Source organism: Rhodococcus sp. DN22 (genome assembly GCF_036669995.1).
Lineage (GTDB): Bacteria > Actinomycetota > Actinomycetes > Mycobacteriales > Mycobacteriaceae > Rhodococcus_F > Rhodococcus_F erythropolis.
The window spans coordinates 17,238-30,613 of the sequence record NZ_CP133326.1 but is presented as its reverse complement, the minus strand read 5'-3'; the positions used below and the strand labels follow the sequence as shown (position 1 = coordinate 30,613).

Annotated in this window: 12 protein-coding genes; 3 read left to right on the top strand and 9 right to left on the bottom strand. The window is 62.3% G+C overall.

Features of this window, described 5'->3' with window-relative positions; all coding sequences use genetic code 11:
- Nucleotides 1-104: 104 nt before the first annotated feature.
- The gene (locus tag RA302_RS00130; RefSeq protein ID WP_030536705.1) at nucleotides 105-1,472 is read right to left on the bottom strand and encodes an FAD-linked oxidase C-terminal domain-containing protein; all 1,368 of its coding nucleotides are present in this window, start codon (nucleotides 1,470-1,472) and stop codon (nucleotides 105-107) included.
- A gap of 126 nt (nucleotides 1,473-1,598) precedes the next feature.
- On the opposite strand from RA302_RS00130, the gene RA302_RS00125 reads away from it, so the two are divergent.
- Nucleotides 1,599-3,464, top strand: coding sequence for a GAF domain-containing protein (locus tag RA302_RS00125; protein WP_030536706.1), 1,866 nt, complete (start codon nucleotides 1,599-1,601; stop codon nucleotides 3,462-3,464).
- On the opposite strand, the gene RA302_RS00120 is transcribed toward RA302_RS00125, so the two are convergent.
- Nucleotides 3,455-4,798: an MFS transporter gene (locus RA302_RS00120; RefSeq protein ID WP_030536707.1), complete on the bottom strand. Its 1,344-nt coding sequence runs from the start codon at nucleotides 4,796-4,798 to the stop codon at nucleotides 3,455-3,457. The two genes, RA302_RS00125 and RA302_RS00120, sit on opposite strands and share 10 nt — an antisense overlap.
- A 304-nt stretch (nucleotides 4,799-5,102) precedes the next feature.
- On the opposite strand from RA302_RS00120, the gene RA302_RS00115 reads away from it, so the two are divergent.
- On the top strand, nucleotides 5,103-5,630 hold the full coding sequence (locus RA302_RS00115) for a lipoprotein LpqH (RefSeq protein WP_030536708.1): 528 nt from the start codon (nucleotides 5,103-5,105) through the stop codon (nucleotides 5,628-5,630).
- 31 nt (nucleotides 5,631-5,661) lie between these two features.
- Here RA302_RS00115 and RA302_RS00110 read toward each other — a convergent pair whose 3' ends face one another.
- The 5 genes from RA302_RS00110 to RA302_RS00090 form a co-directional block, all read right to left on the bottom strand.
- Nucleotides 5,662-6,606 (bottom strand): rhomboid family intramembrane serine protease, encoded by a 945-nt coding sequence (locus tag RA302_RS00110; RefSeq protein WP_338478932.1) that lies wholly within the window; start codon nucleotides 6,604-6,606, stop codon nucleotides 5,662-5,664.
- Nucleotides 6,607-6,623: 17 nt separating this feature from the next.
- Nucleotides 6,624-7,151, bottom strand: coding sequence for a peptidylprolyl isomerase (locus tag RA302_RS00105; protein WP_007729190.1), 528 nt, complete (start codon nucleotides 7,149-7,151; stop codon nucleotides 6,624-6,626).
- 69 nt (nucleotides 7,152-7,220) lie between these two features.
- A complete protein-coding gene (locus RA302_RS00100) occupies nucleotides 7,221-8,003 on the bottom strand; it encodes a siderophore-interacting protein (RefSeq protein WP_030536710.1) in 783 nt (260 codons plus the stop codon).
- A 42-nt stretch (nucleotides 8,004-8,045) separates the two neighbouring features.
- Nucleotides 8,046-8,885 (bottom strand): ABC transporter substrate-binding protein, encoded by an 840-nt coding sequence (locus RA302_RS00095; protein WP_196248295.1) that lies wholly within the window; start codon nucleotides 8,883-8,885, stop codon nucleotides 8,046-8,048.
- A gap of 194 nt (nucleotides 8,886-9,079) precedes the next feature.
- Nucleotides 9,080-9,721 (bottom strand): TetR/AcrR family transcriptional regulator, encoded by a 642-nt coding sequence (locus RA302_RS00090; RefSeq protein ID WP_134932158.1) that lies wholly within the window; start codon nucleotides 9,719-9,721, stop codon nucleotides 9,080-9,082.
- A 66-nt stretch (nucleotides 9,722-9,787) separates the two neighbouring features.
- Between RA302_RS00090 and RA302_RS00085 the strand changes: the two genes are divergently transcribed.
- On the top strand, nucleotides 9,788-10,240 hold the full coding sequence (locus RA302_RS00085; RefSeq protein ID WP_019746221.1) for a hypothetical protein: 453 nt from the start codon (nucleotides 9,788-9,790) through the stop codon (nucleotides 10,238-10,240).
- A 57-nt stretch (nucleotides 10,241-10,297) separates the two neighbouring features.
- Here the strand turns inward: RA302_RS00085 and RA302_RS00080 are convergent, their stop codons facing one another.
- Nucleotides 10,298-11,575 (bottom strand): lipase family protein, encoded by a 1,278-nt coding sequence (locus RA302_RS00080; RefSeq protein WP_030536713.1) that lies wholly within the window; start codon nucleotides 11,573-11,575, stop codon nucleotides 10,298-10,300.
- A gap of 127 nt (nucleotides 11,576-11,702) precedes the next feature.
- Nucleotides 11,703-13,367: an alpha/beta-hydrolase family protein gene (locus tag RA302_RS00075; RefSeq protein WP_007729186.1), complete on the bottom strand. Its 1,665-nt coding sequence runs from the start codon at nucleotides 13,365-13,367 to the stop codon at nucleotides 11,703-11,705.
- Nucleotides 13,368-13,376 lie beyond the last annotated feature (9 nt).

Genomic DNA, 13,376 nt, shown 5'->3' with positions numbered 1-13,376 from the left:
ATGACTCCATACGTCGAGTTGGCCAAACGGTTCAACTCGAGCGTAGGAACTCGTCATTTCGACGGCGTAACTCCGGAAACCGATTCGGTTACGGAGCCAGCCTTTCAGATCACCTTGCCCGGGTTCATGATTCCGTGAGGGTCGAGTGCGCCCTTGATTGCATGATGCATCGCGACGACGGCCGGTGACAGTTCCTGTGCCAGGCCACCCATCTTCAGTAGGCCGACGCCGTGCTCACCGGTGACGGTTCCGCCCAACTCGAGGGCGTTGTCGATGATCTCGGCAAAAGCGGCCTGAGCGCGCCTCCGCGCCGCTTCGTCGTCGTGTGGCGCGATCAGCAGCGGATGCAGGTTGCCGTCACCCGCGTGCGCGATGTTCGCGATGTGCGTGTCGTGCCGGGCCGAAATGGCCTCGATGCGCGCCAGCATCTCCGGGACCGCCGCCTTGGGGACGCAGATGTCCTCGGTGAGCACCGGGCCGAGACGCTCGAGGGCGGGGTACGCCAGACGCCGGGCGGAGAACAAGGCGTCGGCTTCCTCCTGGTCCGTGGATCTGGCGCTCCAGGTAGCCCCGGAACGGTTGAAACAGGCCAACATTCGCTCGGCTTCGGCGTCGCCGATCTCGCCAGGTGTGTCGATGCGGCCGAGCAGGACCACCTCGGCGTCAGCCGAGAGGCCCATGTTCTTCCAGGCATCGACGGCAAGGAGACACTGCCGATCGATCAACTCGAGGGCCGACGGCGTGAGACCGTCTGCGGCGACGGCTTCGACGGCCTTGCCCGCAGCGACGATGGAGTCGAAGTATCCGACGATGGTGCGTTCGGGATCGCGCTGAGGACGAAGCTTGACGGTCACCTCGGTGATCACCCCGAGAGTGCCTTCGGAGCCGACCATGAGCGCCGAGAGATCAAACCCAGCCACTCCCTTGGCAGTTCGACGCCCGAGTCGAACCAGCTCACCGGTTCCGGTGACCACCTGCATGCCCAGTACGTAGTCCTTGGTGACGCCGTACTTGACGCAACACAGGCCGCCGGCATTGGTCGCGACGTTGCCACCGATCGTCGACCAGGGTGCGCTCGCCGGATCGGGTGGATACCAGAGGCCGTGCTCGGCGCAGGCGTCGCGGAGGTGATCGTTGACCACTCCGGGTTCGACCACGGCCAAACGCTCGAGGATGTTGATCTCCTTGATGGCGTTCATCGCGTCGAAGGCGATCACGACGCCGCCGGCGACTGCGTTGGCTCCGCCCGACAGACCGGTGCCGGCGCCGCGCGTGACGACGGGCGCACCGTGGGCGATACATGCCTGCACAACTGTCTGTACCTGCTCGGCTGTGCGCGGACGGACCACCGCGACAGGCATCTCGTAGGGAGCCCACTCGGCGTCGTCGTGGATGTAGCTCGCCATGATGTCGGGGTCGGTGATCAGTCGATCCGCATCGATCTGCGAGCCGAGCGCCTCGAGGAGTGTCATGTCTCCACGATAGTGACGGCCGCTACACCGCCCCATGTAGATTTACTCCGAGAAACCGGAAACCGTATGGACACTCTCTCCATACTCATCATTGGTCTGACAAGTTGGTCTGACAAGGGAGCGCGGATGCACGAGAACTGGCTACAGCTTCTCCTGGCCGAGGCATCCACCGAGGAACTGATCGAACACCGCGATCAGTTGGCCGCTGGGTCAGGCCCCGAAGTCGCCGCCGAAATCGAGCGAGAAGCCCGATCGGCACTCCAACTACGAAGTCTCCTGGCTCAGCGCCGACAGCGCGCCACCGAACTCGGGGCACTCAACGACATCGCGTCACTGCTGACCACGATGCACGATCACCACGCCCTCCTGCAGGAGATCGTGGATCAGGCCAAACGACTACTCGGCGTCGACCTTTCGTACCTTGCTCTCATTCATGACGACATCTTGATCATCGAAGTCACGAGCGGTGCGTACACCTCCCAATTGCTCGGCCTCACGGTTCCCTTCCGCGAAGGTCTGATCGGTCGCGTGGTCGAGAACTCGTCTCCTGCTTGGTCTCCCGACTACCGAAACGATCCCTCGTTTGCACACATCGGACCGGCCGACGACGCAGCGCGAGCCGAGAACATGCGCGGCCTGCTGGCTGTGCCGCTGACTTTGAACGGCAAGATCCTGGGTGCCCTGTGCGCGTGCAAACGTCAAGAGCGCCGATTCGGCAACGAGGAAGTTGCGTTGCTGTCCGCACTCGCAGCCCATGCCTCGGTGGCCATCGAGAATGCCCGTTCTCTCGAACGCTATCGCGCGACGGTTGCGGAAGTGAACGCCGCGAACACCGAACTTGCCGAGCGCACAGCACTTCTCGAACAGACACTGACTTGGGATCGTTCGCTCACACAAGTTGTCCTGCGCGGCGGTGGAGTCCGTGAACTCGTGGAGGAAACCTCGGCGTCGACGGGTTCGCCGGTGTTCTTCGTGACCGGAACATCCGAGATCCCACCGGGACTGCAACGGGTGAGCGAGAGTGTTCATCGGGTTTTCGACATCCTTGCTGCCGACCGACGCGAGCAGGAAGTGACGCTCACCGTCGGTGAGCAGTTCCTGTTCGCCACCGAAGTGCGCAGTGCCGGTGACCAACTCGGAGTTCTGTTCCTACTCTCGCGCCAGGAACCCACCGCCGCAATGAGATTGGCACTCGAAAGGTCAGCCCCGGCCATTGCGCTTGCGCTGGTAGGCGAACGGGCGGCCAGGGAAGCTACCCGTCGGGCACGCGACGCATTTCTGGTCGATCTGATCACCAGGCCTGCGCCGACGCCGGCCGAAGTCACCGGTCAGTTCCGCCTGGCCGGGCTCAATCCTGACCGCTCGTACACCGTCGTGGTGGCCCGCCCGGCCGACGCCGTCGACCGTGCGCGTCGCAGTATCGAGGAAATTGCATTCCCGTCAGGAACCGTTGTTGCCGAACATGGTTCACGAGTCATCGCACTGATTCCCGGAATGTCACCGGCAGCAGTTGCGGCGGCGTGGGTGCAGCCGGCGGAGAACCCGACCGTCGGAATCGCCGATCCCGCGGTGGGAGCGGAAGGTCTGGCGCGAGCGTATGTCGAGGCGCAGCACACCGTCGACGTCCTCGAGACTCTCGGGCGGGCCTCCCACGTGGAACCGGCAAGTTCACTCGGCATTTACCGAATTCTCCTCAGCCGCACCGGCCGCGAAGAACTGGAAGCCCTGACAGAGCGTTCCCTCGGTCCTCTCCTCGAGGAGGAGCAACGACGCGGCGTTCCGCTATTGGACACCCTCGCGTCGTACCTGTCACACAATTGCAAGCACTCCGCGACCGCCACCGCGCTCGCGATTCACGCCAACACGCTGTACCAACGGCTCGAGTCGATCGACAGGTTGATCGGTACACAGTGGCGTCAGCCGGACCAGGCGCTCGATCTTGCGCTCCTGATCCGGCTGCGTGCCAGTGCGGGGAAACTCGGTCAGATCTGAGCGGGCTTGCTCGATCGCTTTGCCAGCGCCACCACAAGGATTGCGGCACAGAGCATCACGGCGCCCACCACCCACAGTCCTGCCTTGGCATTTCCGGTCACATCGGTGAGCCAGCCGGTGATGTACGGAGCACCGAAGCCCGACGCATTGCCGATCGAGTTGATCATGGCGATACCCGCGGCCGCACTGGCTCCCGTCAGGAACGTGGTGGGCAGGTACCAGAAGACGGGGAGCGCACAGAGCACGCCGACGGCGGTGAGCGAGACCGCGATCATGACGGTGAACGGTGAATCCAGATACAGCGCAATCGGAATGGATACCGCGCCCAGGAGCGTCGGGGCTGCAACGTGCCACATTCGTTCACCGGTCTTGTCGGAATGGCGGCTCCACAGCACCATCGCGACAGCGCCGATCGCGTAGGGGACGGCCACGATCAGGCCTGTCTCGACGAGCGAGAAATCGGTGTCGAACGTCTGCTTGAATCCCGCGACGATGCTGGGCAGGAAGAAGCTCAAAGCGTAGAGCCCGTATGTGATTCCGAAGTAGACCAGACCGAAACCGATGACGCGGGGATCACGCAGGGTCTTACCGGCCGACTGGTGACCGGCGTCGCCGAGTTCTATTTCCTCGTCCGCCATCGACTTCATCAGCCAGGTGCGCTCCTCGAGGGTCAACCACTTTGCGTCGGCGGGACGATCTGTGAGGTAGAACCAGACGACAAACGCCAAGATCACGGCGGGCAGACCCTCGATCAGGTACATCACGCGCCATCCGGCGAGGCCGAACAGTCCGTCGCCGTACTGGATGATGGCCGCCGAGAGCGGGGCGCCGAGCGCCGACGAGAGCGGAAGCGTCAGCAGGAACAGGCCCATCAGGCGTACGCGGTACTTCTTCGGGAACCAGAAGGTCAGGTAGAGAAGAACTCCGGGGAAGAAGCCGGCTTCGGCGATTCCCAGCAGAATGCGGAGGAAATAAAGGCTGCCCACGTTGGGCACGAATGCCAGCGCAGCGGCGAGGATGCCCCAGGTGAGCATAATGCGCGCGATCCACAGCCGGGCGCCGAAGCGGTGCAGGGCCAGGTTGCTCGGCACCTCGAACAGCAGATAGCCGACGAAGAAGAGTCCGGATGCGAGACCGAACATCGTCTCGGTCATCCCGAGGTCGGCGCTCATGGTGAGCTTGGCGAAGGCGATGTTCGTACGATCCAGATAGTTCACGAAATAGAGCAGGATCAGGAAGGGAATCAGCCGGCGCGCTACCTTCTTCACCACGCGAGATTCGATCTCGCTCGGCGCAACCCCACCGTCAGTGGTGGTGCTATCGGTGGAGGTCATGGCAGGGGTACTCCTCGGAAAAGGTCAGCGTTGCTATCTACGAAGTGACTCAAGCCACAGTAGAAGCACGACCGAGCCCAACCTATGTGGACAATCTCTACAGAAGCCGTCTCTGCATGTGCGATTGCTCCCAAAGATCCGGCAGATGATCCCGGGCAGCCCGACGAACGTCCCTGAACAGTCGAAGGCGACAAACCCGTCTGAGCTGGGGGTTTAGAGCTACGAGCACCGAGTCACTGGCTAGTGTTGTCGGCGAAACAGCCAGAGCAAGTGCGGACGCACCGCGTGACTTGAAGGACAGAACATGACGGAGTTGGTTCGGACCACGATGACCCGCCGGTCCTCCACCTCAGTCGCTGCCACCCTCGCGGCGGTCGCTATATTCGCCTCCGCCTGCGGCAGCGACTCCGACAAGACCAACTCCGACAAGAGCGCTGCCGGCGCCTCGTCCGCTACATCCTCGGCCACCGTCGGCGGGAAGACGCTCGACGCCAAATTCGAGACGAAGTGCGCAAAGGACGGCGGCACGACAGTCATGACACTGCTCGACGCGGAAAATCCCACCTACGGCATGTTGACCGTCTCGGCCATCGTCGATGAATCCGGCACGGTTCAGACTGCCGGAATCGCCGGAAGCGAGGGTGGATCGAACGGTCTGCCGTACACCGCCGGATACGCACCGGGACTGCCCGGCGGATCTGCCAGTGCCAAGCAGGACGGCAATACCTTCGTGGTGACGGGCGAGGGAATCGGCGCCCGGGACAAGGGCAACACGACGGCGACGTCGAGCTTCGAGATCACGTTCGCCTGTGAGTCCATCATCGGCGGCTGAGCCATAGAACGGCTGGGCCCTAGGATTCTTGCTAGCTGATTCCCAGCTGTTCGCGCAGTTGAACGACGCGGAGCACGATGACTCCCAACGTCACCACAGTGACGGCACCAAAAGCGATCCAGCCGATCCGCACCGCCTTCACGCGGTTCTCACCGGCGCCCAACCACTGCGGGGCGTACAGGAATGCAGCGGCCGTTGCGGCACCTGCCACCAGACCTCCCGCGTGACCCCAGAACGAGATCCCGGGCAGCGAAATGCTGATGATCACATTGATCGCGATCACCGAGATGATCGGGACCGGGCTTCGACGCAAACGCAATAGAAGGACTGCCTGTGCGCCCATGATGCCGAAGATCGCTCCCGACGCCCCAGCAGTCCAGGACAGGGCCGTGAGCGAAGAGAACACCGGCTGGAATGCCATCACCGAGGCTGAACCGCCGAGAAGCGAAACCAGGTAGATGCCGATGTACCTCGAGCGGCCCATCACGATTTCGGTGTCGCGTCCGAGGATGTAGAGGGCGTACATGTTGACCGCGAGGTGCAAGATGCCGAAGTGCAAGAACCCGGAGCCGATGAGCCGGAACCAGTCACCGCTGGCGACCAGACCCGGATTGAGTGCCCAGTTCGCGAAGATCGACGAGCCGACCTGATTGTTCATGATGCTTCGCGACTGCGCGAAGGTGGCGAGGAACGCCAGGACGTTGAGCCCCATCAAGGTGTACGTCACGATCGGGATCGCACGGGCGGGGCTCACGGTGTTTCCGGCGACGCCCCGAACGGGGCGGACATCGCGTTGGCCGGCAGCTACACAGTCAACACATTGGTATCCCACCGCCGCCTCGCGGAGGCAGTCCGGGCACGCCGGACGTCCACAACGATTGCAGGAAAGTGCGGTGAGTCGATCTGGATGGCGGACGCACCGCGGTTGGGGCGGGATGCCCTCACTCGCACCGCCGCCCCAACCGGGGTTCGTCATCTGCTTGTTTTACCTGTTCAGGAGATGGTGATGCTGTTGATCACGACGGGCTCGACCGGACGATCGCCACGATCGACGGCGGTGGAGGAGATAGCGTCGACAACCTTCTTGGAATCGTCGTCGAGAACCTCACCGAAGATGGTGTGGCGACGGTTCAGGTGCGGCGTCGGGCCGGTGGTGATGAAGAACTGCGAGCCGTTGGTTCCCGGGCCTGCGTTGGCCATGGCCAGCAGGTAGGAGCGGTCGAACTGCAGTTCCGGGTGGAACTCGTCACCGAACTTGTAGCCCGGGCCGCCGGTGCCGGTTCCGGTGGGGTCGCCACCCTGGATCATGAAGCCGTCGATGACGCGGTGGAAGATGGCACCGTCGTAGAACGGGCCGGTCTTGGTGCCGGCGGCGTTTGCGGTGGTGTACTCCTTCGAGCCGTCGGCGAGGCCGACGAAGTTCTCGACGGTCTTCGGCGCATGGTTGCCGAACAGAGCGATCTTGATGTCGCCGCGGTTCGTGTGCAGCGTTGCGGTTGCGGTCTGATGAGTTGAAGTCACACCACCATCGTGCCATTGCCGGCGTTCTAGTGGATGTGAGCCTGCCAATTCCGTGCGACGGGGCATGCGTCACTGCAGTTCGATGTCGGCGGCAACGACCGGATCGGAAATGTCGATTCCGTCCGCAGCTGCGCGTTGGTACAGCCGGTACAGAGCATGATCGAACTCGTCGCGCGTTCGCCCCGCCGACCAGTACGGCAATGCGACAATCCGGGACGGCGGTAGGTCGTTTTCGATCGCTTGGTTGCGCAAGCGGGCGACACAGCTTTTCTCTCCGCCGATCCACAACATTGTCGATTCTGTCTGCGCCTTGGTCCGATCGACTATGTCCACCCACTCGATATCAGGGAATCCGTGCTCGCCTGACGGACCCGTGAAACTGTGTATTCGGACTTGTTCGGCGAGATTCGTCAAGGATCCGACAGCAGGGCGCGCAGATCTGTCGCCGACTGCAACGACGTCAGTGACGCCCGGAACAAGGACGAGTTCGTGTTTGAATCCGATCACCCCAACGCGACTGCCTACGCCCGTCCGGTTGAGCCACCAACCCGGCTTCCCAAGATCCATGACATCGAACGTGATCCTTCGATCGCCAGGATTGAAATCGATTGCTGTGTAGGAACGCCCGATCGGACGCCGGGGGTCGGCCTCCCAACTGGGAACCGCGAGTTTGTCCGACCCCAAGGTGGGGAGCATCATCTCGTCCGCCGGCTCCCGAGGCACGAACAACTTGAACACCGGCGCCGCCCCACGAACGCTCAGGTTTCCGAACTCGCTCGACTGCAACACAACTCGAACGGTGTCGTCCGTTCGCTGTTCAACCTCGGCAATCGAGGCAACGGTCATGACCATGCCCGCAGGTAACCGGGATTCTCTCGCCCTGTCCACGCTCGACTAACCCAACTGTCCCAACGCGGTACCCAGGTTTCCCGGCAGCCACGTCTTTCCAAGTACACCCGCATTGTTGATCGCCTCACCCTGCGCATCACTGAGCCATACGACGCGGGATTTCAGATTCAACTCCCAGAAAGGCGATTGTTCGAGGTTCGCGATGGAATCCCGTGGTGACGGCATCAGAAGTACCGCTTCACCGTCGACGTCACCCGCAGTCTCACCCGAATACGTCACCGGAGTTCCTGTCGATTCCACCGCAGCTTGGTCCTCCGCCGGCTTCATTCCGAAGAGGCGCAGTATGTTTCCGCCCGATCCCAACGAAATCTGCTCCTTGTAGTAGAGCCCGAATGAGTACGGCCGCTTCGCAAGTCCTGGGTTCGACTCAGCCACACCCGTAAATCCGTCGACTGCCGAGGTGATCAACTCGCCACCCTGCTCGGATTTGCCCAACGCATCCGCGACCTGCTGAACGCCGACTCTCCAATCGTTGTCTGCGTCCTGCATGTCGAATATCAAAGTGGGAGCGATCGTTCGGAGCCGCTCCAACGTGGCGGGCTCGGTGAAAACCGGCCAGGCAGGCGCGATGATGAGATCCGGTTCGACCGCAAGCATCCGCTCGAAATTCACTTGTCCTGCATAGATGTCAGCCAAGGACTCGTCGAGCGCCTCATTTCCCACGTAGTCCGCCAGATAGGGAAGCTTGTCGATGTTGGTCACGCTCGCGGCCACGGGGTGCGATCCCAGCGTCACGACGTTCTCGAACGCCGGGTTCCCCAAGGTCACGATCCGTTCAGGTGCCGACTCGATGATCACGTCTCCGGATTCCGTGCTCACGGTCACCGGATAGCTTCCGCTCGCTGCGGGACTTCCGTCAGCGTCCGGGTTCGTGTTCGATGACGAACATCCAGCGAGCGCGAGCACTAACGCGGCCCCGGCCGCGCCGAGGAATCTTGGCCTCCACCTGTGTCTATTCATAATTGCCACAGTAGCAATAATTAATGTGGTTTGCCTTACCTTCCTGTCCAGGAAGGGCATCAGTGATCCGAAATGTGAGTCCAAGAAGCGTCGGGAGTTGGAACGACCGTAGGAACGAGGCCGGAATCGATCATCTTTTCGGCACCGACAAGGAAGGCGTCGAGCGTCCAGGAAACAACAGCCGAGAGAGTCTCAGGCTTCGGATACTGCGAATCCGGGTAACGATTGCGCGCCGGTGTATGCAGTGCCGCCGAAATGATCAGTGTCCGAGAGCCGAGCAAATGTGCTGTTGCACGGTCGAATTCAGGCTTCCGTAGAAGTACCTCATTCATGATTCGCTCGAACTGCTCCAGAGTGCGCTCTTCGTAAGGCCCTCGAAGCACGTAGTCCTCGAGCCCAGGCGTGGCAGTCACGAGTTCAGCGAAGCGCTGACCTAACGTCCGAAGGTAGTCCTGCCAGGACTTCGAATCCGAATCCAACTGCAGACGTCCGAAAGCTCTCGCACACGCCAACGAGTACAGACGGTCGGTCGAGTCGACGTGATGGCGAATCGTCGCAGCGGAAACGCCCAGGACCTGTGCGACCTCCGCCCGCGTCAGGCGGTCCAAACCCACCCGTTCCGCTGCATCGAGAATCTCGTCCGTCGACGTAATCGCAGGTCGGCCTGGGCTTCGACGGGACCGTGCAGGGGAGGTCGACATTCATCCATCGTAAGTCCGATCTGCGACCGACCTACCCCGGTACAGCCCTTGTGGCAAAGTGAAGTCATGACACGAGTGACCGAGTCCCTCAGCACGCAGTTGCCCGACACCTTCGATCACGCGCGCGCCCGCGTTGAGGACACCTTCGACGAGACTGCCGCCTACCTCGAAGAGACAGCGGCTCGCATCAAGGAGTCCGAGGCAGCCGACAACGCTCGCCGTATCGCCGCGGTGGTCGCGACGTCGGTCGCTCGCGGCGCTGGGCAGGTCGGGTTGTTCCTGGGCCGTCAGGGCAAAGTCCTCGCCAAGAAGGGCGTCGAGCGCGCAAAGGCTATCCCCACGAAGTCCGCGGAACGCACCGAGAAGCCTCGCGGCCGCAAGCGCGTCGCCGTGTTCGTCATCGCCGGTGTTGCGGTGATCGGTGGCGCGGTGTTCTTCAAGAGCCGCCGACGCGAGCATCCGCCGGTCGCTTCCGCACCCCCTCGCCTCGAGGAGAACTCGGCCGAGAAGACCGCTTAGTCGACACACGAAAAGCCCCGGAACAGATTGTGTTCCGGGGCTTTTCGATGTTCACGTTCAGCAGTTGGACGGTGCTGGGACGTTGTTGAAGCGATCGATCATGTACCCGACGGATTCGGGGGTACCCACCAGGTACGGCGTTGCATGATTGATTGCCATGCCCGGAATGATCGGGGGCAGTTCGTTGACGGAGAACTGCACCGTCGCACCCTTGCCGCACCAGTCTCGCGCCAGTTGCTGTCCCTGACCGAACGGAACGATGTCATCGGAGCGGCCATGCTGAATGAGCACGGGCGACTCCGGCGTCAGCTTGCCGATCTTCTGCTCGTCGAGGATTGCCTGCGCCATGGGTAGACGCGCCAGAACTGCGGAGAGTGATTCACCGGAATTGGTGAAGCTCGACGACTGCTGGAAGCCGAACTGCAATCCACTTTCGGCGACGCACTGGTTCTTGGTGGCGGCCAACATCTGTCGGCCGCGATCGTTGATCTCGGCGTCGAGCAGCGGCTGAACCTCGGGGTACTGGGCAAGGATCCCGTTGAGCGCGTATCCGATCACTCCGGTGAGGAACGTGCCGTCGACCTGCTGCAGCGTCGCCGCCAGATCGGCGGGCGGTGCACCTGCGTAGGTACCCTTGAGATCAAGCTCCGGAGCGTACGACGGCTTCAATTCCGTTGCGGCAGCGGCAGCTCCACCACCTTGCGAGTAACCCCACAGTCCGACGGGGCCGTCGGCGGGAATGCTCGTGTTCGGGAGCTGCTGCGCGGCGCGCACCGAGTCCAGAACCGCGTGTGCTTCGGCTTCACGGTTGACGTAGGTGTGATCGCCCGGAGTCCCGAGCCCCTCGTAATCGGTGACTACGACGGCAATGCCGTTGAGCAGCAACGTGTTCACCCAGATGGACTCGTAGCCGACCATGACGTCCGTCGGGAACTGGTACTCGATGCCGGTGTTGAACAGCTTGGACGGTGCGCACTGATCGCCCTGTCCGTGCGTTCCCACCGCTGCGGCAACCAGTGGACGCGCCCCCTGCCCGGTCCACGGATTCGACGGTTCGAGATAGGTGCCCGTCACGGCAACGGGGGCACCCTTGGCGTCCTCGCTTCGGTACATGATCTTGGTGGCGGTTGCTGGCCATGCACCATTCGATCCGGGCACGCTCAGCAGCAGTGGTGACGGCTCACTCTTGATGAGATCTCCGTTGGCACCTGCCGGAAGCTCGGACGGCGGCGTGTAGAAATCCGCCGGTTCAGCCATTGCGGCGGGGGCCGTCACAGCACCCATGACCAGTGCTGCGACGGAGACCCCGGCCGCCCACCATGCTCTGCTCTTCACGTTTCGATCTCCCCACGTTCGCTTGCGCTGTGGCTTGGCACACAGCGAACGCAGAGTAACACATACCTCACGTAACACTTTTTCGTGAGGTTTTCGCCTTAAAGGGCTGTATTACAACCGTTTACTACTACTTCGTGGGCTCCAGATTGGTGGTCAGCAGCGCACGAAGCTTGTCGGTATCAGCAGAGGTCCAGGCCTCGGGGTGCAGGATCTTGGCCCACATGTCCGCTGCATCCTCGCCGTAATTGTGACCGTGCCCGGACGGGACGTCAGCCGAGAAGACCATGTCGAGGGTTACCTGCCAGAAGGTCACGAGAGGAACCCATGTCATTCCCGGATCCACGTCGCGACCCAGCGGTTCCTTGAGCCAATCCGGCTTGTTGAGCAGCAGGTCGAAGGACCACCACGTGATCGGGTCGCTGGCGTGCTGCCAGTACACGATGCGATCGTCGTCCCAGTCCGACTTCAGCTCCAGATCTTCCGGATCACCGGCAAACCGAATTGCCTGGCCACCGTCGATCACCGGCAGAATCTCCGGTGAGCCCGAGTCACGACTGTCCGTGATTTCCTGCCACTGAGCAGTGAAGTTGGGGGTTCCGACCCACAGTGCGCCGTCGACGCGCGTCATCATGTCCTGGGCGCCGGCGAATGCGGCCTGGCCACCGTAGGAGCCGAGGCTCTCACCGAAGACAACCAGTTCGGGTCGCGTCTCAACGGGCAAGTCGATCCACTTGGCGTAGACCGCGTTGAACAGCGCGCGGCCGGCGATCATCGGCGTCTCACGGTCGGCGATGAAGGCCAACGGACTCGGAAGGAACGAGTACTGCATCGACGCGATCGCCGTGTCCCCGCCCTCGACGTACTCGAACGCCGACGCGACGTCCTCGTTCACCCAACCGCGACCGGTGGTCGTGACAACTGCGAGAGTTCCGCGGTCGAATCCGCCGGTGCGCTCCAACTCGTCGACGACCCGCTGTGCGACACCGTTGATCGAGTCCGAGGATTCACGTCCGGCATACACCCGGATCGGTTGCTTCGCTTCACGTCCGGTCAATGCAGAGATCTCGGCTGCGGTGGGACCGCTACCCATGAAGGTGCGCCCCTCCTGGCCGAGAGAATCCCAAGCCTCGGCGGACATCGGCGAACCGCTGCGCTCTGCAATCATGGGCTGTTCGATGCCGTCCGGTGTTTCGTGATCCGCACCGGAGAAACTCCAGTTCGCGAAGGCGATCAGCCCGTTGTACAGCGCACCGTTCACGATGAAGATGCCGAGGGCGAAGATGACGATCAAGCTGCCGACCTTCGCCGCCTCGAGGGGAACGAACCGTAGTGCGACGGCGGTGAGCTTGTTGGTGGTGAACCGAAGACCACGGCCTGCCTCGAGCAGGATGAACCAGATTCCGAGCGAAATCATCAGCACCAGAAGATAATTCGCTTGATTGGTGCGTGGAGCTTCCACGAGATCGCGAACGATCTGCTGCCACCACGAACCGAGGACCAAGAACGTCGGCACCAGAATGACGGCCGCGACCAACAGGATTCGCCAGCCGATCTTCTTGGTGCGATCCGACCACTGCGGTTCGACGCCGCACTTGCGGATCATCCAGGCAACCGTCACGCCGACGCCGTATCCCATGGCGAGCGAGATGCCCGTCGCAACGCCCTGCAGGTACCACGCGCGCGGCAACAGGGACGGACTCATCGACCAGGTGAAGAAGACCAGAGCAAAGGCAAGCCCGACCGGGTGCAGCGTCTTGCAATAGAGGCGCAGCCGTTCCCACACACGTTTCATGCCGGAATC